This is a genomic window from Parapedobacter flavus, assembly GCF_035818675.1.
Lineage (GTDB): Bacteria > Bacteroidota > Bacteroidia > Sphingobacteriales > Sphingobacteriaceae > Parapedobacter > Parapedobacter flavus.
This window is the reverse complement of record NZ_JAYKZZ010000001.1, coordinates 155,537-175,582: the sequence shown is the minus strand read 5'-3', so window position 1 is coordinate 175,582 and position 20,046 is coordinate 155,537. Positions and strand designations below refer to the sequence as shown.

Genomic DNA, 20,046 nt, shown 5'->3' with positions numbered 1-20,046 from the left:
TTCCGTTATTTTTTTAAGCGTCAATAAATGGTCACTGACCCTCGGCATCTTATCAGGTAAATCGACAAACAATGTATATACATACAAATATTCACCGACCCAAAAAATCAAAACACCTATTTAAATGCCGACAAATCAAGACAATAATCAGTTTTATATGTTAGTATGTCTGTACAAATGTACAAACACATTTCTTAAATCCAAATCCTTTTTTTAAATTAGCTTATGTTTTCACCTTTATGACAAAACTGAATTTCAAGATCGACCATAAAAGTCCGATCCCCTTACACGTGCAAGCGGAGAATCTACTACGCAGACTGATCGAGACCCCGGAATACCAAGAGGGCAAACTGCTACCCAATGAAGTTGATCTTGCCAAGCGGCTAGCCATTTCGCGGGCCACGTTACGGCAAGCCATCAATAAGCTGGTGTTTGAGGAGCTATTGGAACGGAAGAAGGGAGTTGGCACGAAAGTCGTTAAGAAGCGCTTCAGCTCGCGCTCCAACAACTGGCTCAGTTTCTCACAAGAGATGGCCGCCCGCGGCATTCCGGTCAAGAATTTCGAGCTCCACATCTCTTGGGAGATCCCCAATGAAGGATTAATGGATTTCTTCGGTATTGGTACGGATCAGAAAATCCTGAAGCTGGAGCGCGTGCGGGGCGGAATGGAGGGTCCATTCGTTTACTTTATCTCGTATTTCCACCCCCGCATCGGCCTTACCGGCGACGAGGATTTCAAGCGCCCGCTGTATGACATCCTGGAAAACGACCACCATACGGTGGCGGATTTATCAAAGGAAGAGATCAGCGCGATGGTGGCGGATAAATTCCTTGCGGGCAAATTGGACACCCAAGTGGGTGCGGCCATACTCTTCCGAAAGCGGCAAGTTTTTGACCAAGCCGATCGTCCGTTGGAATTCAATTTAGGGTATTACAAAGCAGACAGCTTTATATACACCCTGGAAAGCAGGCGGCAGGGCGCACGCTGACCTCGCGCCCCTGCTGCCGCATGACTGCTTTGGATATCAATCCACTTTTATCTTATACAATTGCTGATGCCATTGATGCAGCTCCGCTGCGGGCATTTTCACCACGGCACGGTCGTACGTCATCAATCCGTTGGTTTCTATCTCCACGTCGGTGGTCTGTGTGTATACGGCAGCAGAAAGGCCCAAGGGTATCAACCGCGCCAGGTCTTTAACCAATCCGCTGTATCGTCTCTTCAGCTCATCTACGTTCTTAAAGCTTTGATAACCCCAATTATCCTTGTTCTGCCAGGTATGCCCCTCTACGGGTAGCCCCAAGCCACCGAATTCCCCAAGTACCAAGATCCGTGTATCGCCGTATATCTCGGGGCGTGGCATTACGGCATCCGGGTAATTGTGGATGTCCATGATATGGCCCGTTTCGTAAAAATTACCACCGCTTGCACTATTCACCAAGCGCGAGGGGTCATATGTTACGGTCCATTCGGTGATCTCTTCGGTTTTAAACTGCCCCCATGCTTCGTTGAACGGTACCCATACCACGATACTGGGGAAATTGTGCAATGCATCCATGATGGATTTCCATTCCTTCCGGTATATCGCTTCCGACTCGGCGCTACGGTCCTTGTCGTGCTGGAGCCCCGATGTGATGCCGGGCCGCATATCCCATTTGTTGCCACCGAGGTCGCCGCTCGGCATATCTTGCCATACCAGCAGCCCCAATTGATCGCAGTGGTAATACCAGCGTGCCGGCTCCACTTTGATGTGCTTGCGGATCATGTTGAAGCCCATCTCCTTGGTCTTCTCCACGTCGAAGCGCAGGGCCTCATCCGTAGGCGCGGTATAGAGGCCATCCGGCCACCAACCCTGGTCGAGCGGCCCATATTGGAATACAAATTCATTATTAAGCAGCATCCGCTGGATGCCGTTTGCGTCTTTAGCCATCGATATCTTGCGCATCGCAAAATAGGAGGTAACTTCGTCGACCACCTTGCCTTTGCGCAACACTGCTACCTTGAGGTCGTATAATGTTGGGGACGTGGGCGACCACAATTGGGCATTCTCGATTGTTAAACTGGCTTCGGCCCCGGCCGACACGGTTTCTTCGGTTACCTTCGCGCCGTCTTTCCATGCGGAGACCCGTACCTGGTCGCCTTGCCGCGCACCCGCTACGGTGGTGTGTACCGACAGGGTACCCCGGTCGATATCGGGTGTTTGTTTGGTCGCAGCAATGTGGGTTTCGGGCACCCCTTCAATCCATACGGTTTGCCAGATGCCGGTCACCGGTGTATACCAAATGCCGTGCGGGCGGACAACCTGCTTACCGTTGGGCTGTGGACCTTCATCGGTGGGGTCCCATACGCCCACAACGATTTCCTGCTTGGCGCCTTTAGCCAAATAGGGGGTAATATCGATGGAAAACGGATCGTAGCCACCTTCGTGCGTGCCGGCCTTCTGGCCATTCACATATACGTCGCATTTCCAATCGACAGCACCGAAATGCAAAAGCACCTGTTGCTTACGGATTTTCTTATCCAGCGTTACTGTTCGCCGGTACCACAGGGAGCTGTCCTTACCCACCGTCTTTCCAACGCCCGAAAGCGCCGACTCCACGGCAAAGGGCACCAGGATTTGGCCGTCGAAATTGCCGGGGGCGGACCCCAGCTTACCCGGTACGATAGCATAGTCCCAAAGGCCATTGAGGTTTTGCCACTGTTCGCGAACCAACTGTGGCCTGGGGTATTCGGGCAGCAGGCTGGACACATCGATATCTTGTACCCAAGCCGATTTAATTTTGTCACCGGCAGGTTGCCAAGCGCTTGATTCCTGCGCATTCAGTTGTCCTAACAGGAAGCAGGATAAGAAGAAAAAGGTGGAATAAATGGTCTTCATCTTTGTATTTGTATCTATCATTCGTATTTAAGTCAGCTAAGATATGGACAATGCTACGCAAAACAACGGATAATCGTGTACTTTTCGTTCCGTTTTTTCGTCTCATTATTTCAACATCTTGTCTTACCGCCACACCCCCGCTTTCCAAGTCTACACAGAGGCCTTGTGAGAAGCCTTCTTTGTGTTATTTTTTTGTAACTTTTTTAGTTGCCGTACACGAAAAGCCTCAGATTTTTCCTTTTTTTGCAACCGAAACGGTATATGATAGTCAGATGTCGACCGCAATAACAAGAGAAATATACTCAAAACTATTCTTTGCTATCTTTTTTGCAAAGATGGTTATCTCTACTGCCCCTATTTTTGTTCACGATTTTGACAAAGAGGCATTATTGCAGGTTGTTTTACAACTCGAAATTGAAAATAACAACGGTAAGTCCGGATTAGGCGACCAAGTGAAGGATGTTTTTGCCAAAGGCTATTTCAAACTGGCAACGATATTTAGTCTTCAACCCCCTGCTGATTACACCATCGAAGCGAATTTCATCGCGGATGATGCCCGGCATATCCGTGCCTTTTATCCAACCGTACCCACCCCGCCCCCAAACTGCCTGGTGTAAATCTGACTCCCATCCATCGATGGGAATTTCTTGTAATTAAACTTACGTTTTACACTTATTTTATATCATTATGTTTGGTACACGTACGTCTGCGTTTTTAAAATTATCAAAACGCGACTTAAAATACGACTTACCGGCAAGCGTTGTGGTCTTCCTCGTCGCCTTGCCCTTATGTCTGGGGATAGCCTTGGCCTCTGGCGCGCCACTATTCTCGGGGATATTATCCGGAATCATCGGCGGCATTGTCATCGCCTCCTTCAGTGGCTCCCAGCTTAGCGTGAGTGGCCCGGCTGCCGGTCTAACCGTCATTGTTCTCGGCGCCATTCAACAATTAGGAGCCTTCGAAACCTTCTTGTTGGCCGTATTGCTGGCCGGAATGATCCAGTTTGCCTTGGGCATCATTAAAGCGGGGATGATCGGCAACTATTTCCCCTCGGCGGTCATCATCGGCATGTTGGCAGCCATCGGCATTATCATCATACTCAAACAACTGCCCCATGCGGTAGGGTACGATTCGAGCTTCTTCGGCGAAGAAAGTTTTATTCAACTGAATAATGAGAATACGTTTTCCGCACTGCAAAAAGCCTTCGGCGCCATTAATTACGGGGCATTTATTATTTGCACGATTTCATTGGCCATTTTGATTTTTTGGCCGAGATTCAAAAAATTGAGCATCGTGCCCGCACCGCTGGTTGTGGTGATCGCTGGTGTGGTGTTGGGCTTACTTTTCGTTGGCAGTGACTTTGAGCTGGCCCAAAACCACCTGGTAGGCATCCCCGTAGTCCATTCGTTCAATGAATTTATGGGGTTGTTTACCCATCCCGATTTTACGCAGATTACCAACCAGGACGTATGGATAGCGGCATTTACCATTGCTATCATTGCGAGTCTGGAAACCTTACTCAGCTTGGAGGCCGTGGATAAGATCGACCCATTCAAGCGGGTTTCTCCAACCAACCGGGAACTCATGGCGCAAGGCATTGGCAACATGACTTCCGGCTTAGTGGGCGGCCTGCCCTTGACTGCGGTGATTGTGCGGTCCTCGGCCAACGTAAATGCGGGTGCCCGAACGAGACAAAGTGCGATTATGCATGGAATTTGGCTCATATTGGCGGTGCTGCTGGTTCCGACCATCATCAACCTTATTCCACTCGCCTGTTTGGCCGCCATCCTGCTCCACACCGGCTACAAATTGGCCAAGGCATCGACCTTTCGGCGCATGTGGCATAAAGGCATGGACCAGTTTATCCCGTTTATGGTAACCATCATCGCGGTGGTGTTCACCGATCTCCTCACCGGTGTAGGCATCGGCCTGTTAGTGGCCATGTTTTATATCCTTAGGAACAATCTTTCCAACACATTTGAATTTCTTGTGGAAGAAAATGAGGAAGGAGCCAAAATAACCTTTACCTTAGCCGAAGAAGTGACATTCCTCAACAAGGCGGCCATACAAAAAGCGCTATACGGTCTCCCACGCCGTATAAACGAAATCATCATTGACGGGTCGCAGAGCCGCTTTATCGATAAAGACGTGATTGAAGTCCTGAGGGATTTCGAACAGCACGCGGTGAGTAAAGGGAATTCCATCGAGCTGGTGGGCATTGTAAACAGGAAAAATGTCCCCAACATCAGGCGCTTTACACAAAGCATCCTACAAAACGACGCATTAAAACGCAAATCGGCAAAAAGAGTCTCAAAGACAATCTAATAAATCACTATACAACTATGTTCAAAAAACAATTAAATAACCCCGAACTAAAACAAAGCTTCGAAAAAATCCTTGCCGGCAATGCCGACTGGATTAAACAGGTGGAAGAAGATACCACCGGGAAGCTGAAGCAATTGGCAGAAGGCCAGCACCCCGAATTGCTATGGATCGGTTGCGCCGACAGCCGCGTACCGGCCAACCAAATTACAAACACCCAGCCCGGCGAGGTTTTCGTACACCGCAACATTGCCAATATGTGTGTCCATTCGGACATGAACATGCTCAGCGTGCTTGACTATGCGGTAAACGTACTGAAGGTGAAGCACATCGTTGTAGCCGGGCACTATGGTTGTGGTGGCGTGGGGGCGGCATTGAGCCGCCAGCAATTCGGCATTATCGATAACTGGCTTTGCCACATCAAGGATGTGTACCGTTTCCACAGCGACGAGATCGATGCCATAGCGGATGAGAAGCAAAAGGTAAACCGGCTGGTCGAGCTCAATGTGGCCGAGCAGGTTTTCAACCTGTGCACCACCTCCATCGTGCAAAATGCGTGGAAAGAGCGCAATGACCTGGCCGTACATGGCATGGTCATCGATATCGCCACCGGCAAGTTGATCGACCTGGATATTACTTTTACAGATAGTTTAGGATTGGGCAGGGTGTTTGCCTATAAATAGACAGCAGGGCGTCTGCCAATTGGTAGACGCCCTTTTATTCTTTCGGCCGCCTATTCTGCCCCTAAGAACGGATACCGGTAATCGGTTGGCGGATCGAATGTTTCTTTGATGGTACGTGGCGATACCCACCGCAGCAGATTGATCATCGAACCCGCTTTATCGTTCGTTCCCGAACCCCTCGCACCCCCGAACGGCTGCTGACCGACCACTGCTCCTGTACACTTATCGTTGATATAGAAGTTGCCCGCAGCATGGCGAAGTACGTTCGTAGCCTGACTGATGGCATAGCGGTCTTGTGCGATTACAGCGCCGGTGAGTGCGTAGATTGACGTGTTGTCGATTACTTTTAATGTTTTGTCCCATTCATCATCAGCGTATACATACACGGTCAGTACCGGACCGAACAGTTCTTCGCACATCGTTACGTAGTCGGGCCGGCTGGCCTTAATCACCGTGGGGTGGATGTAATACCCCTCGCTCTTGTCGTATGTGCCACCAACGATGATTTCGGCATCGCTGTCGTTCTTAGCCTGATCGATGTATTTCGCCAGCTTATCGAAAGATTTCTCATCGATAACCGCATTGATGAAATTGCTGAAATCATCTACTGGGCCGATCTTAAATGATTCGACATCCGAAATGATCAACTCCTTCAGCTCCGGCCAGAGCGATTCGGGGATATACACGCGGGAGGCCGCCGAACATTTCTGTCCTTGGTACTCAAACGCACCCCGCACAATGGCCGTTGCCGAGGCTTTGATGTCGGCCGAGGGATGTATCAATATGAAATCCTTGCCACCCGTTTCGCCCACGATACGCGGGTATGAGCGGTAACGGTGGATATTTTCGCCGATGGTCTTCCAGATGTGCTGGAATACCCCAGTAGACCCGGTAAAGTGAATCCCCGCAAAGTCGGGATGGTTGAAAATAACTTCTCCGGCCGACGGCCCGTCTACATAGATGAGATTGATGATCCCATCGGGTACACCCGCCTCGCGGAAGACCTCCATAAGTACATTGGCCGAATACACCTGCGTATTGGCCGGTTTCCATACCACCACGTTGCCCATCATGGCTGGAGCGGTGGGCAGGTTACCCGCTATCGCGGTAAAGTTGAAGGGGGTGAGTGCAAACACGAATCCTTCCAGTGGACGCTGTTCGACACGATTCCAGAATCCCCTTGGCGAAACCGGCGGCTGCTGCTTATATATTTCACTCATGTATTGCACATTGAAGCGCAGGAAGTCGACAATTTCACAGGCGGAGTCGATTTCGGCCTGGAATGCATTTTTTGACTGCCCGAGCATCGTTGCCGCATTGATCTTATAGCGGTAGGGTCCGGCGATCAAATCGGCTGCCTTCAGGAAGATGGCTGCCCGTTGCTCCCAAGGCAGATTCTCCCAATCTTCCTTGGCCGCCAGTGCCGCATCGATGGCTGTCTGCACGTGGGTTTTATCGCCTTCGGAAAAATAGCCCAACGTATGTTGGTGCTGGTGGGGCGGGTGGATAGAAACTTTCCGATCTGTACGCACCTCCTTACCGCCAATATACATGGGGATATCCGCTTCCTGGGCGAGCGCTGTTTGGATAGCCTGTTGCAGCAGTTTACGCTCTTTGCTTCCCACAGCGTACGACAGTACCGGCTCATTGACCGGTTCGGGAACATTGAAAAATCCTTTTAACATAGTTCATTCATTTTGTGTGATGCCACAAAGCTACCAAAACCCGTAGGACTCTGCAATTTATTTGCATCCCAATCAGCCGTCGCAATGATACCGGCAATGCGGAAACCAGGTCATTTGGGCTGTGTAGCCAAAACCTGCTTAACGGTCAGTAATTCGTTCTCGAGTGCAGCATACGCTACCTCCTGCACGTCCGTTCCATTGTCGATGGCCAACGAAGCTGCCAAAGCCGCGCTCTGCCCCAGTATCATGAATACCGGCTCCATGCGGATGCTGCCGAAGGCGATGTGCGAGCTTGACAGGCATACCGGCACCAATAGATTGGTACACTCCTCCTCCTTGGGTACCAACGCGCCATACGAAATCTGGTAAGGCTGTTCCGGGTGCACGCCGATATCCCCTTCGTTCTGCACAAAACCATCGGGTTTTACGTATCGTTGCACGTTATGTGAATCCAGCGTGTAAGAGCCCATACCCACGGGATCCGTAATCTCGCGGTCGCTGAACGTGTCGTGCTCGGTCATCACGTACTGCCCCACCATCCGCCGTGCCTCGCGGATGTACAGCTGGTGCGGCCAGTTCCCGTTATCCGTAAACTCGTCGGCTGCCAACCCCCATTGCGCCATCTCCTCACGCACCTCGGCCGGCACCCGTGGGTCGTTCGCCAGGAAATACATCAGCCCTTTCTGGTAATCTTCGTGTTCAGCGATAATCTCGCGCCGTCGCTCGTAGCTCGCTTCGGGGTAGTCGTAGTTCATCCCGATAAAGTCGGTGCTGAACGGGCCATGGTTGTTGGTGTCGGTTTTCCGGTTGGGTAGCGGGTCGAACTTTTGGAATGTCTCCCGCCAGCCCGAGGCAAACACCCGCGCCAGCAATTCGTAATTTTCGGCGTTATAGTTATCAGGCTTGGGAAATGCCACGCGGTTATCGGGATGGTTGCTCAAGCACATCCGGAAGCAATAAGCTTGCACGCGGTGGTCGCCGGCACCATATTCGCCCGGATGTTCGGCAGATACACCGTACAGCAATCCGCTGGTGCTGTCGCCCGGCACCTTATACGGGCTAATAGCGCTTTTAAACCAGTGGCCGTGGTGCAGCACGCCGGTCTGCACACCGTTCCACTTCTCGTCATACACGCTCGTGGCCTCCCGGCCCACCTGGTAGCTCACCCCGGCGGCAGCCATCAGGTCGCCCTCGTAGGTCGCGTCGATGAATACCTTGCCCTTGTAGGTATTACCGCTGAGCGTGGTTATTGACGTGATACGGGTTCCCTCCATGGTTACGCCGCGTTCGCGGTCGAGCCATTCATCTCTACGCACGTCGACGCCGTATTCCTTTACATAGTCTTCAAAGACTTGCTCTGCCACGTGCGGCTCGAATATCCACATCGTGCGGGCGTTGCCATCCATGGCCGGGGTACCCTGCCCTTTGTTGCCGTATTCTGAATGCTCCTGCCACTTCCACGCCGCACTGTCGGCGTAATGCAAGTATACCCGGTGGTAGAAATCGCGGGCCAAACCACCGATTACTGATTTGTTGCCCGTATCGGTAAAACCCAGACCGCCTGATGACAGGCCGCCCAGGTGTTTATCCGGCGATACTACGATGACCGATTTGCCCGATTGGGTTGCCTGTACCGCCGCCATGATAGCAGCGGAAGTGCCTCCGTAGATAATCAGGTCGGCTTGATTCCTGTCGGACGACGCCTCCCCACAGGAGGTCAACAAAGCAAAGAGGGTAAGGCAAACGGATATGGCTCTCATCGTTATGGTTATTTTTTTCAGATTCAAACATACCATTTTCCGTTGAGAACCATCGCCTCCATCCTATTGCCGTTTTGCCAAGCTATAGATCGAATTGAGCGAAATAGGGTAAATGGTCACTCAATGCGAACGAGTCTGGCACGGAGGGATCCGTTCGGAATGCGCCTTCAAATAAAGGGCGGCCGGCAGATGCCTCTAGACCGCGGCTCAATACATAGTCTATGCGCTTATTTGGCGTATCTGCCCTTATGGTAAACCCATCACCCTCCCCGGCGGCGATAAATGAATCCACAAAGCCAGCATCCATCCATTGCGCGTATTCTTCCACATCGGGGGTGTGATTCAAGTCTCCTATCACAATTATTTTCTTATCCGCGATCCTATCAGTTTCCATGGATTTTACTATTTCCCTGATTTCCTGGCGTCTGACTGCTACACCTTCCGGCGTATCAAATGGATAAAGGTGAGCCGAGTGCACTGTTAATGTATGGCTCCCAGCAATCCGAAGTGTTGCTCGTCCCCAATGCCGGGTAAATAACGTTTCGGGGCGCGCGCCAGAAACAACCGGTACGTTTACCGAATCGAGAATTTCATGGTGCGTGAGTACCGCGCCGGGCCAATTCCCACCGCTAGGAAAATAGACATAATCCATTTGCAACAGATCTGCGATCTGTTTGACCACCGATTCCTCCGGTGATTCCGAGAAATTGACGATGTCCGGTTTATATTTCGATAGTTCCTGGGCAATCAGTGCAGGTATTTGCGACTCATCCTCTACATGTTCGACTGGCCAGCCTGTACATTTCAGAATATTGTACGCTATCACCCGGATTGAAACCGGTTTATTCGATTGGCCCGCGCAAGCTAATAAGCCAAAAGTAGTAAGACCAACTGCGCCGATGGCCGATTGTGTCAGAAACTTCCGCCTCGATACTGCGGACGATGTGTTAATTATTGATTCCATCAGATATTATTATAAATGTTTATTTTTTTGCGTCCTGCCATACGGTGATGGCGATTTAACGCGACATGATATCCGCGTTACGTTTCACCGTCATTAATTACTTAGTCCATCATCCCAATGCGGGTTTTGTTCAAGGTTCGGATTTAGGATTCGCTCCTGCGTAGGAATGGGATAAAAATAGTCCTTATTTTCATCAAAGCTTTTCGGGACAGTCCGGTTTACGATAATATTTCCCCCCGCACTTCCATTTACTAAATCAATCTCGCCGATTCTATAATATTGAGCCGAAGGTATTTTGTTAGCAGGTTCCGAACCCGTATATAATACCACATCTACCGAGCCGTCTTTGTCTAGGTCATATTCGCCAGCTCCGGGAAAGTACATCCCCAAAAAGGGACGAGTCAGGTTGTGTCCTTCTTTCCAGCGAATCAGGTCGTTCCATCTTAAATTTTCACGTATTAGTTCGATGCGTCTTTCTCTACGTATTTCTAATATAACACCTTTGTTAGCTCCCGAGACATTTTTATACTGCGCTTCCAGGTAACCATCGGGATTTGCATTGCTCGAAGCCAACTCAATACCCGGCATCGCTATCCGGTCGCGAATCAGCTTAATGCTCATATCGAGATCACCTTGGGTAATCGTTCCCCGTTCGGCCTTCGCTTCTGCAAAATTCAACAGTACCTCGGCAAACCTGAACACTGGGAGATCATTGTCACAGCCCAAGCTAAAATGAACGGGGGCAAGGATATATTTAATGTACTGGTAGCCGGTCATAGAAGCGGTAAAATCCGGGACGGATGTCCGGTCTTCGCCGATCTGCTTGTAGCCCGGCGTACGGATGGTCTGAGCCAATCGGGGATCGCGGTTTTGGCACTCCTCGAAAAATTGCATGGTCGCGTAACCGGGCTGGTCAGTGAATCTCGACCCGTCCTTCATCAGGTAACTGTTGATTAGCTGCTTGGTTACCCCCGGCCGACCGTAGGATGAGGAATTAGTGCGGAAGTTGACACTGTGGGTAAAGGGAATCGCGAGGTCAAACTCCCGTGCCAGAATCAACTCCTGCGAAATGGCGTCGGCGGCAATAAACAATTCGTGATAGGCTGTTTCGGGGTTACTTTTGTAAATCGAATACCCGCTATGCTGCATCAAATCGAGCGATGCATCAATACTTTCGTCAAGCATGCGCTCGTAATCACCGATGCCATGGTATTTGCGAAAAGTACCTTCAAAGAGGAACATTCGGGATTTAAGGGCTAATGCCGTCCATTTGGTTATTTCCTTCGAGTTGGGCTGATCTCGTAGGTTCGAGATGGCATAATCAATATCCCGGAGCACGGAATCCATCACCAATACCCTCGAATCTCTCCCTTTCGAAAGCAACTCCTTTTCATCGGCGCTTATCGTTTGGCTGTACCAAGGAACGTCGCCAAACCGTGCTACTTTCTCAAAGTAAAACCAAGCCCGAAAGAAACGCGCAAGTCCAACATAATGATCCCGCACAGCCGCATCCCCGGGAAACCTGTCCGCGTTCTCTAGAAAAAAATTGATGTTTCTGAGCATATCCCCCACGACCATCCGCCCCCCGTGGTAGGTACGGTACGTGTACCAGCAACCAAATCAGACACGGAAAAGGTTGCCTCATCATCGATATACGTACCCCAGATGCTGCTTCCGCCATCGGAAGGTGCGCCTGGTACCAATGCGTAAAACGAATTGGTATATGTTTTTAACTCGTTCTCGGTTTGGAAATATGTTTCGGGCGACAGCTGGTCTAGCGGATAACGCTCCAAAAATTCATCATTGCAACCTGCGGAACATGCAGCAATACCGATACTTAATATATACGCTAATTTTTTCATCACTTTAAGTTTTACTTGTGATTAAAATCTGACATCTAAACCAAATGAATACGTTCTCCCCATCGGATACGTGCGCCCTGTCCTGTCCCACATCACTTCTTCCGGGTCGATATAATCCGTTTCAAGCTTACTCCAAGTCACCAAGTTTTCACCACTCAGATATAACCGGACATCCTTAAGCTTAACCTTGCTTAGCAGACTTTGGGGGAGACTATACCCGACCGTCACGTTTCTCAACTTGAGGTAAGCCAAATCTTGGAGGTACATGTTATTCTCCCGACGTAACTCAGCATTTTGGGCGATATATCCGATCATTCTCGGAAAATAAGCATTGGGGTTTTCCGGTCGCCAAACCTTTTCCTCGAAATCTGTTGGTAAAAACGTACCATACGGCCGAGCATACGCATTCCAAAAACGTTGATTTTCGAGATCTGGGTAATAATGCTGTCGACCTATTCCTTGAAATAGCAAGTTGAGATCAAAACCGTTCCACGCACCTCCAAAAGGCACGGCAAACGAATAGCGCGGTTGGCTATTTCCAATTTTCCTCCGATCGCCCGGATCATCAACGGTTCCGGCGCCAAACGTGATCCGGTCATCACCGTCCAAATCAACGATTTTGATGTCTCCCGCCTGCAACATAATCCGTAATTCGGCTGTAGGCGCTTGTACCCTACGTACGTTGATTAAGTCTTGATTTACGGGATATGCCTGCGCCTCCTCCGTGGTTTTGAAAAAACCGTCATAAACGAACCCCCAGATTTCACCCAGCTCCTGGCCTACATAATAATCTGTCAGTACCCTGGAAGGATTATCGAACTTGGTGATTTTAGCAGTGTAATCAGATAGCACGACGCCAACATTATATCGGAATGGTTTATCGAAAAAGTCAAATTTGTCGCGCCAATTCAAACTGATTTCGAATCCTTTCGTACGCAAATCAGCTGCATTTTCCTGTGGTTCGGCAGCGCCGAACACTGCAGGGAGCGTCATCCCCTTGACCAGCATCCCTTCGGTATCTCTGACGTACATATCAAAGACAACGCCCAATCGATTCCCTAAAAAATCCATGTCCACACCGAAATTCTGCGAAGCGGTCTGTTCCCATGTTAGCCGGGTAGAAATTGGATCGGGCGAGGTCACGGACCGTAGCCGTTGGCCGTTGATCACGTAATTCATATTGGCCGCCCCCATACTAGGGATATACGCATAGGTACCCACGAGCTGATTGCCTAACGTTCCGTACGAAAACCTGAATTTCATGTCGTCTATCGCCTTACGCAAGGGCTGGAAAAAGTGCTCTTCGCTTATGCGCCATCCGACGGAGAAAGATGGGAAAAATCCAAACCGATCACCTTTTTTAAAACGCGATGTGCCATCATAGCGGCCACTGGCTTCAAACAAGTATTTACCTTGGTAATCATAATTACCCCGATAAAAGAAACCGCTCAGCGCCCACTCACTCGATCCCCCACTCACCTGCTTTTCTCCCGTTACCAGGTTTAAGTCATTCAACGTTTCGGAAAGGAGTTCCTGACCCTCTGCATACACCCGTTTAAATGTACGCTCCTCTCTATTGTACCCCGTCGTAAATTTAACCTGATGATCGCCAAATGTCTTATCAAATGTGCCGAATACGTTCACAATATTGTACTTATTGTTGTGTACGGTTTCCATCAAAATATCCCTATCCCATTCCGCACGGGGTACCTGCTCGATGATACCGGGGTACAACGAATATTGCAACCGCACACCACGGTACATATCTTGCATGTTTTCCAAGTTGTAGGTGTAATTCCCGGTAATGGAAATGTCTTCGGACAACTTAATCACGCCTTCAAACGTGGAAGTAAAGTCATTGAGGCCGTCGTTACCCACTAGATTTTTATTCATTTGTGCTAAATGTGCACCGTACCCGATAGCATAGGTGCCATTGTCCATCAAATAGGTCCCCGAGCCATCCGGGTTCGTGGGGACATTGGCGGGCGTCATCATGTCTGGTTTGTACTCAGATTATTATAGGTCGTTGGGAACATACCACCTTCTTTGCCGTAGTACCGGTAATTGGAATTAAAGAAGCGCGTGTTGTTACTTACCGTAAACCAAGGAAATAAATCAACATCTACCTTCCCGTTGAAATTATACCGCCTGTAAGAATCCGGGTTTTGCTTCATCAGCCCAACTTCATTCTTTAAGCTGCCACTTAGATAATACCGTACCTTTTCAGATGAGCCGGTAATACTGAGGTTGTGCTCCTGTTTTGGCCGCCATTCGGAAAAAAACCAATTGAACCAATCAAAATTGCCGTAATACTTATAGACATCCCTACCACTGCGATCGGGCTTGATCATTACCCAAGGCCGGTCGGGGTGTTCTACTTTGTCATTCCTACGGGCATATATCTCTTCATAATCTTCTTCCGTATACCCTGTCCAGTACCTCCCCAGGGCGTTATAATAGGATTCTTCATTAAGGCGTATATGATCATATGCACTCGTTAAAAAGTCGGTATTGGTACCATGGGTCGTCCATCCGAAGTTGTTATTGTAGGAAAGCATCATGTCTCCAGCTTTCGCTCTTTTGGTGGTGATTAAGATGACACCAAAAGCCGCGCGGGCACCATAAATGGCAGACGCAGATGCATCTTTCAACACCGTTATCGACTCGACATCACGGACATTCACCCGGTCTATTTCGCCGGGTACGCCATCAATCAAAACCAGTGGTTCGCCCGAACTTGTTATCGATGTATTCCCGCGGATATTCAGGGTGCCGCTGGTACCCGGCTGACCAGAACCGATTACAATATTCAAGTTGGGGATGGTTCCTTGCAATGCTTGGGTTATATTCGAGACGGGTCTATCCTTGAGTTCCTCACCATCCAATTGGGTAACAGCACCCGTTAAATTGACTTTCTTTTGTGTACCATACCCTACCACGACTACCTCGTCCAAATCGCTTATAGACGCCTTCATAGCCACATTGACTATGCGCTGGTCTCCAATTGCAAACTCGGATGATTCGAACCCGACAATGGAAAACACCAACGTATTCGGCTCCTCGGAAATAGAAATCTGATATGTTCCATTGCCATCAGTTGTGACCACCGAAGATGTCCCTTTCAAACTTACCGTCACTCCTTCAAGCGCATTCCCCGCTTCATCTATAACCCTTCCACTTACTACGCGTTGCTGGGTTGTCGGCGCCTCTACGACGGTCGGCAATATGGTCCTCCTTGTAGGCGGACTAACCTTCATCTTTTTTACAGCAATTGTATTACCTTCAATGTGATAGGTCAGTTTTAGGGGGTTGAGTACATGATTTAGCACGTCTTCAAGCGGTTTGTCCTTCGCATCGACGGAGACCACCATGTCCTGCCTTACAAAACGGTCATTGTACATGATCAGGTATCCGGTCTGTTGCTTAATCGCGGCGAGTACCTGTGGCAACGGCTGTTTGTCAGCCTTCAATGTAACGGTTTGTGAAAGCGAGGCGGCACTGAGATGTAGACAACACCAAAAGATCAGAAACGTTGTTAGTTTCATAATTCGCCATACTTGGTCTTTTCTTCCGACGAGCAATATGATGCTCCGTTCGGAAAATCCATAATTAATCATTACGTTTGTACGTTTTGGATGAATAAATAATTTAGTTTATTAGCCTTATTTACCTACGGGTATAATCCAAACAAACGGGGGAGTGTTAGCCGCACTTCCCTTTGTTTTTTAGAAGGGATCTTTGTCTCTATTTTTCCATATGCATTATTATAATGAGTTGATGTAACTTATAAGGGTTAATTCACTATTAGGCGTCTACCCACAATCTTCACTTTAACGGCCGACACATTTAAAAGCTCCAGCGCCGACTTTAGGGTGAGGTTTCGGCTCATCTCGCCAGAGAACGTTTCTTGGGGAATATCTTTGTTATATACAATTTCGACATCATACCACCGTGCAATTTGACGCATCAGTTCTTCGAAAGGCGTTTTCTTGAAGTAGAAACGTCCATCCTTCCAAGCAATGTATTTATCTACCGCTACGGGCTGTACCGCGATAGCGGAGCCGCGAATGACCCCCTGCTCCCCTGGGAATAGCTTATTGACTTTTTCGGAACGTCGGTTAAAAATCTCGATAGACCCTTCCACCAACGTGGTTTGAGTTTCCAATTCATCATGATAAGCCAAAACATTGAACTCTGTACCTAAAACACTGACATACTGCTCATTGCTCTTCACCTTAAAAAGCCTATTCCGATCACTTTTAACCCGAAAATAGGCTTCCCCTTCGAGCTCAACCGTACGCTCATCGCTACCGAAGTGGCCCGGATATTTTAAGGTAGATGCCGCGTTGAGCCACACCTGAGAGCCATCCGGCAGTGTGATTTGGTAGGTTCCCCCCTTGGGAGTGCTTAATTCCAATAAAGCCGTACCAACCTGTCTCTTCGTATTGCCCTCAGCCACCGCAAGCGGATCTCCATCATTGTAAGTTATTCCTCCGCTCCCGATAATGATACCGCTCCGGGCTTCGTCTAAGGTTATCGTACGGCCATCTGCCAGGGTGAGTGTGGCCCGATTTCCCCCTGGCAGGATATCGTGCGTTTTTCCGGCAGCCAATTCCACAGGTTGGTTGTCTGCCTGTTTGACCAGATAAATCGTGGCCCAGACTGTTAGAAATACAGTGACAGCTGCCGCTACCGCCATCCAGGACCTAAACCAAAAGCCTTTCTTTTTATCACCAATGGATGCTTGGAATTCGCGATAGCCTTCATTGACGTCAATTCCATCGAAGGCTAATAACGTTTCGCTCAAGGGCTGCCCGTTGCGGATAGCGGCATAGATTTGTTGGTTCTTTTCGATTTGCAACCAATCGTCAAACTTTGCTTGCTCATCCGGCGTTATCGTTCCGCTAATTGACCGGCCGATGATCCGCCCCATGGTTATCGATATTTTTTCCCTGTTAAAGTCCATCTCTCGTATTGGTCGTTATTTAGTATACAACACCAAATACGTTTTGTACCAAAGAATCTTCAAAAAAAATCGAAATTAAAAACGGTTTATCAAAAAGATGCCCGCCATAAGCAGCGCGAAGCTATCTTTCGGGAGGCGGCCACGCAGCATAGCCAATGCCCGGCTCTTTTGGTTGCGCAACGTTTGCATACTTATCCCCATCTCGTCGGCAACTTCCTGGTTGGATTTCCCTTCCAGATAGGTTGCACGGACAATCTTTCCTGCTTTTTCGGGCAACTTTGCAATCGCCGCATGCAATTCATTCAACATTTCAGTACGGGCGATTTCAGTCAAGTAGTGAGTATCATCGTCATCGCATTTGGCCTGATAAGCGAAATCCCTCTTCATGGAACGTACAACGTGTTGCTGGTGATTCAATGCCGTGTGCTTCGTAGTTAGATAGAGACTGGCGAGTACATGGTCTATGTGTTGGAATTTTTTCGGCGCTTTCCAAAATTTAATAAATACATCGTTGACAATATCTTTGCTGGCTTCCTGATCATGTACGAATCGATCCGCAAACACACACAGCCGCGTATAGAAACGTTCGAATACTACCCTAAATGCCAAATCACCGCCCTCCTGCAACTGAGCAAGCAGGGCACTTTCGTCGATTGGGGGATATTTGGCCAAAATGAGCTAGTTAATATTAGGTCTAATATCACGATTTTTTCGACTAAACCAAAATCGAGCGACCAAAGTGCAAGCCGGCATTCGCCCACAACGTCGCCACGGGAACTGCTATGATGGGTAAAAAAAGTTTATTTAATCAGGTACGGTTCAATGACTTGTTGCCGAATCCGATATCCCTTCTCGTTCATGTGGCCATCTGGAATAAATATGTCCTGTTTAAGCGTGCCGTCTTGAAACTCAGTTTCCTGAATCTGTGACACAGGCAGTTTCACGATTTTAGAAAGTTTAGGTAGTGTTTTTTTATTTCTTTACGCAAATATTCCGGTGCAATAAACTTTAAATAACCAACAGAATTAATCAGAAGATCTCCAATCTTTCCATCGGTATTCAATATACCGCTGAAAACGATATTGGCATCAACAATTAAAATCACTTGATAAACCGATTTTTATTGTTGCTCCACCATGAGGCGTTTACCCCATCGGCCAATTGATCTACGGCCTTTTGCGTCGCCTTGCTTTTTGCTGTCGCCTCCAAGTAATTCACATAGTCAATGAGCCGTTGCAACCCAAATGTATCAACAGCAGCAGACGATGTAATTTTAACCCGATCATCTTCAATGCGCTCTATTACCATAATTACAAATTAAAACAAAAGAACGTATAAGTGCAAAACCAGAAGATTGTAGGGTTCCGAAAGTGGCGACGCTAAACCGGTGCCTTCCGCACCGATTGCCTGGCAAGCAGACGCAATTTTCCATTGACCTTCTGCCAAATCGTCAAAACGCTCAAGGCAACCGTAGCCGGTTCTTTTCCTTCGTCGGCCGTGTGGCCGAAAAGGGTGTGTCTCACAATGGCCGTATTGCCTTCGATATTAACCGTCTGGTCATTGAATTCGAGCTGCGTAAATTTAAATTTTCCAGAAATCACCGAATGAATAAACGTATCCTGGTCTTCCATCAACCCTGAAGAATGGCCGTAAGTCAGTGCTTCGGATGTCATGTCCTCCAGCACGGACGTTTGCGGAGATAGGAGTGCAACCCTAAAACGCTCCATTTGAGGTACGGATTAGCCATGCCAAGCGCATGCTGATCGAGGCGCAACGCCATACTACGGAAGCGATTTGTTTTGAATGTGGGTTCAGTAATCGGTCTAACTTTTTCCGACACTTCAGACGCATTGTTGGATGCACCCCCATCCAGTATAAGCAGCAGTACAAAGTGATTAGCCAACATCTGGATAACTCAACGATTGACGCATGTAAGGAAAACGACCGCACGTTAACTTGATTCCATAAGGAATTTAATGTGAAAAATCACTTTCTCAGCAACCCCTCTATCCGTTGATCAGGAATAAGCGTAGTGACGTTAACCAGCTTGATGCGTGAATAGTCGGGGTGTGCGGTGTGGATAACATAATTAGCGGCATCGGGGAGTACCGCAGATGGCACTTTTAGCAGTGGCGTTTCGCCACTATCATACCACTCATCACCAATCTGTTGACAGATACGATAATCGTAGGAGTCGCGCCAAGCATCCGGCAATTGCTCTACGTCAATCGTCTTCACTGGCAGCGTGTCGGGCACTTCAATAATCATGGTATTGAAATCACGATTAAAACCGACGCCTTGTCGGCGTAGCATGCTTTCCAAAAAAGCTAATGGAATAGATTCGGCTGCATAGATAACCTTCTTACCTTCACTGTTCCAACGCCCGCCAAACCCGGGAGCGAACAGTGCTCGGCTGTATTGCTTATGGGCTATTCGGTATATTAACATGTCTAAGACTAAATAACATACCCATGGGCGATGCGGTCGAGCTCATCGATAACAAGGTCTACGCCGGAAGGTGTATCTAACCAATCGACCGGACGGTCATCCCGGTTCCAAAATGGCTTGCGCAACCATTGGTTAAATTCACCGACGCCACCAAATAAGGCCTCTCCCTTCTCGTATAAAGCAATCAGTTTAAGCAGATGCTCGCTCTCCACCCGTGCCAAAGGCTGTTGGCGTTCGAGGTAGTTGCCCACCGTACGGGCGGATAGGTTAATTAATCGAGCCAGTTCTTTTTCAGCGAGCTGAGATGCCTTGGCGAAACGGTAGAACACCGTGGGCGGTATTCCGTTGCGAGCAGCAAAAAATATAGCCGCATCACTTTCTGTTTTCAGTGATTTGAATGCTTTCTTAATTGAGGTACCTATCGCGCTCATCCGTGTTGCAATTAATTTCCGTCACCTACAAAGGTGGTGAAAATAT

General features: G+C 48.7%; 20 protein-coding genes. 5 read left to right on the top strand and 15 right to left on the bottom strand.

Annotated features, from left to right (window positions below; genetic code table 11):
• Nucleotides 1-239: 239 nt before the first annotated feature.
• Entirely contained in the window at nucleotides 240-989 is a 750-nt protein-coding gene (locus U9S71_RS00825; protein ID WP_326324479.1) for a GntR family transcriptional regulator, read from the top strand.
• 36 nt (nucleotides 990-1,025) lie between these two features.
• Here the strand turns inward: U9S71_RS00825 and U9S71_RS00820 are convergent, their stop codons facing one another.
• Nucleotides 1,026-2,879, bottom strand: coding sequence for a glycoside hydrolase family 2 protein (locus tag U9S71_RS00820; protein WP_326324478.1), 1,854 nt, complete (start codon nucleotides 2,877-2,879; stop codon nucleotides 1,026-1,028).
• Nucleotides 2,880-2,929: 50 nt separating this feature from the next.
• On the opposite strand from U9S71_RS00820, the gene U9S71_RS00815 reads away from it, so the two are divergent.
• The 3 genes from U9S71_RS00815 (at nucleotide 2,930) to U9S71_RS00805 (ending at nucleotide 5,884) form a co-directional block, all read left to right on the top strand.
• Entirely contained in the window at nucleotides 2,930-3,496 is a 567-nt protein-coding gene (locus U9S71_RS00815) for a hypothetical protein (RefSeq protein ID WP_326324477.1), read from the top strand.
• A 70-nt stretch (nucleotides 3,497-3,566) separates the two neighbouring features.
• Entirely contained in the window at nucleotides 3,567-5,204 is a 1,638-nt protein-coding gene (locus U9S71_RS00810) for a SulP family inorganic anion transporter (protein ID WP_326324476.1), read from the top strand.
• A gap of 17 nt (nucleotides 5,205-5,221) precedes the next feature.
• Complete coding sequence (locus tag U9S71_RS00805; protein ID WP_326324475.1) at nucleotides 5,222-5,884, top strand: carbonic anhydrase; 663 nt, start codon at nucleotides 5,222-5,224, stop codon at nucleotides 5,882-5,884.
• Between the two features lie 50 nt (nucleotides 5,885-5,934).
• On the opposite strand, the gene pruA is transcribed toward U9S71_RS00805, so the two are convergent.
• From pruA to U9S71_RS00750, 12 genes are all read right to left on the bottom strand, one after another.
• Nucleotides 5,935-7,569 carry an L-glutamate gamma-semialdehyde dehydrogenase gene (gene pruA, locus U9S71_RS00800; protein ID WP_326324473.1) on the bottom strand — a complete coding sequence of 545 codons (1,635 nt, stop codon included), beginning with the start codon at nucleotides 7,567-7,569 and terminating at the stop codon, nucleotides 5,935-5,937.
• Between the two features lie 110 nt (nucleotides 7,570-7,679).
• Nucleotides 7,680-9,329, bottom strand: coding sequence for an FAD-dependent oxidoreductase (locus U9S71_RS00795; RefSeq protein WP_326324472.1), 1,650 nt, complete (start codon nucleotides 9,327-9,329; stop codon nucleotides 7,680-7,682).
• Between the two features lie 82 nt (nucleotides 9,330-9,411).
• Nucleotides 9,412-10,293 carry an endonuclease/exonuclease/phosphatase family protein gene (locus tag U9S71_RS00790; RefSeq protein ID WP_326324471.1) on the bottom strand — a complete coding sequence of 294 codons (882 nt, stop codon included), beginning with the start codon at nucleotides 10,291-10,293 and terminating at the stop codon, nucleotides 9,412-9,414.
• A gap of 93 nt (nucleotides 10,294-10,386) precedes the next feature.
• Nucleotides 10,387-11,856 (bottom strand): RagB/SusD family nutrient uptake outer membrane protein, encoded by a 1,470-nt coding sequence (locus tag U9S71_RS00785; RefSeq protein ID WP_326324469.1) that lies wholly within the window; start codon nucleotides 11,854-11,856, stop codon nucleotides 10,387-10,389.
• A complete protein-coding gene (locus U9S71_RS00780; RefSeq protein WP_326324468.1) occupies nucleotides 11,829-12,155 on the bottom strand; it encodes a hypothetical protein in 327 nt (108 codons plus the stop codon). The genes U9S71_RS00785 and U9S71_RS00780 overlap by 28 nt, the downstream gene beginning before the upstream one ends.
• Before the next feature lie 21 nt (nucleotides 12,156-12,176).
• Entirely contained in the window at nucleotides 12,177-14,150 is a 1,974-nt protein-coding gene (locus U9S71_RS00775; RefSeq protein WP_326324467.1) for a SusC/RagA family TonB-linked outer membrane protein, read from the bottom strand.
• Entirely contained in the window at nucleotides 14,147-15,700 is a 1,554-nt protein-coding gene (locus U9S71_RS00770) for a SusC/RagA family TonB-linked outer membrane protein (protein WP_326324466.1), read from the bottom strand. Before U9S71_RS00770 ends, U9S71_RS00775 begins: the two co-directional genes overlap by 4 nt.
• Nucleotides 15,701-15,948: 248 nt before the next feature.
• Nucleotides 15,949-17,121: a FecR family protein gene (locus U9S71_RS00765; protein WP_326324465.1), complete on the bottom strand. Its 1,173-nt coding sequence runs from the start codon at nucleotides 17,119-17,121 to the stop codon at nucleotides 15,949-15,951.
• Nucleotides 17,122-17,196: 75 nt separating this feature from the next.
• Nucleotides 17,197-17,793: an RNA polymerase sigma-70 factor gene (locus tag U9S71_RS00760; protein ID WP_326324464.1), complete on the bottom strand. Its 597-nt coding sequence runs from the start codon at nucleotides 17,791-17,793 to the stop codon at nucleotides 17,197-17,199.
• Nucleotides 17,794-18,061: 268 nt separating this feature from the next.
• Nucleotides 18,062-18,226, bottom strand: a complete 165-nt coding sequence (locus U9S71_RS20955; protein WP_436410293.1) for a PIN domain-containing protein — start codon at nucleotides 18,224-18,226, stop codon at nucleotides 18,062-18,064.
• Nucleotides 18,223-18,429 carry a hypothetical protein gene (locus U9S71_RS00755; protein WP_326324462.1) on the bottom strand — a complete coding sequence of 69 codons (207 nt, stop codon included), beginning with the start codon at nucleotides 18,427-18,429 and terminating at the stop codon, nucleotides 18,223-18,225. Before U9S71_RS00755 ends, U9S71_RS20955 begins: the two co-directional genes overlap by 4 nt.
• 71 nt (nucleotides 18,430-18,500) lie before the next feature.
• Nucleotides 18,501-18,848 (bottom strand): nuclear transport factor 2 family protein, encoded by a 348-nt coding sequence (locus U9S71_RS00750; protein ID WP_326324461.1) that lies wholly within the window; start codon nucleotides 18,846-18,848, stop codon nucleotides 18,501-18,503.
• A gap of 11 nt (nucleotides 18,849-18,859) precedes the next feature.
• On the opposite strand from U9S71_RS00750, the gene U9S71_RS00745 reads away from it, so the two are divergent.
• Entirely contained in the window at nucleotides 18,860-19,081 is a 222-nt protein-coding gene (locus U9S71_RS00745; RefSeq protein WP_326325278.1) for a helix-turn-helix domain-containing protein, read from the top strand.
• 26 nt (nucleotides 19,082-19,107) lie between these two features.
• Here U9S71_RS00745 and U9S71_RS00740 read toward each other — a convergent pair whose 3' ends face one another.
• Together U9S71_RS00740 and U9S71_RS00735 are read right to left on the bottom strand one after the other, a co-directional pair.
• Nucleotides 19,108-19,569, bottom strand: coding sequence for an RES family NAD+ phosphorylase (locus tag U9S71_RS00740; protein WP_326324460.1), 462 nt, complete (start codon nucleotides 19,567-19,569; stop codon nucleotides 19,108-19,110).
• An 8-nt stretch (nucleotides 19,570-19,577) separates the two neighbouring features.
• Entirely contained in the window at nucleotides 19,578-20,000 is a 423-nt protein-coding gene (locus U9S71_RS00735) for an Xre family toxin-antitoxin system antitoxin (RefSeq protein WP_326324459.1), read from the bottom strand.
• Nucleotides 20,001-20,046 lie beyond the last annotated feature (46 nt).

Coding starts and splice junctions, on each gene's coding strand:
- U9S71_RS00820 (WP_326324478.1), bottom strand. CDS start 2,879: ATGAAGACCATTTATTCCACCTTTTTCTTCTTATCCTGCTTCCTGTTA.
- pruA (WP_326324473.1), bottom strand. CDS start 7,569: ATGTTAAAAGGATTTTTCAATGTTCCCGAACCGGTCAATGAGCCGGTA.
- U9S71_RS00775 (WP_326324467.1), bottom strand. CDS start 14,150: ATGATGACGCCCGCCAATGTCCCCACGAACCCGGATGGCTCGGGGACC.
- U9S71_RS00815 (WP_326324477.1), top strand. CDS start 2,930: ATGCTACGCAAAACAACGGATAATCGTGTACTTTTCGTTCCGTTTTTT.
- U9S71_RS00780 (WP_326324468.1), bottom strand. CDS start 12,155: ATGAAAAAATTAGCGTATATATTAAGTATCGGTATTGCTGCATGTTCC.
- U9S71_RS00810 (WP_326324476.1), top strand. CDS start 3,567: ATGTTTGGTACACGTACGTCTGCGTTTTTAAAATTATCAAAACGCGAC.
- U9S71_RS00755 (WP_326324462.1), bottom strand. CDS start 18,429: ATGGTAATAGAGCGCATTGAAGATGATCGGGTTAAAATTACATCGTCT.
- U9S71_RS00825 (WP_326324479.1), top strand. CDS start 240: ATGACAAAACTGAATTTCAAGATCGACCATAAAAGTCCGATCCCCTTA.
- U9S71_RS00790 (WP_326324471.1), bottom strand. CDS start 10,293: ATGGAATCAATAATTAACACATCGTCCGCAGTATCGAGGCGGAAGTTT.
- U9S71_RS00765 (WP_326324465.1), bottom strand. CDS start 17,121: ATGGACTTTAACAGGGAAAAAATATCGATAACCATGGGGCGGATCATC.
- U9S71_RS00750 (WP_326324461.1), bottom strand. CDS start 18,848: ATGGAGCGTTTTAGGGTTGCACTCCTATCTCCGCAAACGTCCGTGCTG.
- U9S71_RS00785 (WP_326324469.1), bottom strand. CDS start 11,856: ATGCTCAGAAACATCAATTTTTTTCTAGAGAACGCGGACAGGTTTCCC.
- U9S71_RS00770 (WP_326324466.1), bottom strand. CDS start 15,700: ATGAAACTAACAACGTTTCTGATCTTTTGGTGTTGTCTACATCTCAGT.
- U9S71_RS00795 (WP_326324472.1), bottom strand. CDS start 9,329: ATGAGAGCCATATCCGTTTGCCTTACCCTCTTTGCTTTGTTGACCTCC.
- U9S71_RS00805 (WP_326324475.1), top strand. CDS start 5,222: ATGTTCAAAAAACAATTAAATAACCCCGAACTAAAACAAAGCTTCGAA.
- U9S71_RS00740 (WP_326324460.1), bottom strand. CDS start 19,569: ATGTTAATATACCGAATAGCCCATAAGCAATACAGCCGAGCACTGTTC.
- U9S71_RS00735 (WP_326324459.1), bottom strand. CDS start 20,000: ATGAGCGCGATAGGTACCTCAATTAAGAAAGCATTCAAATCACTGAAA.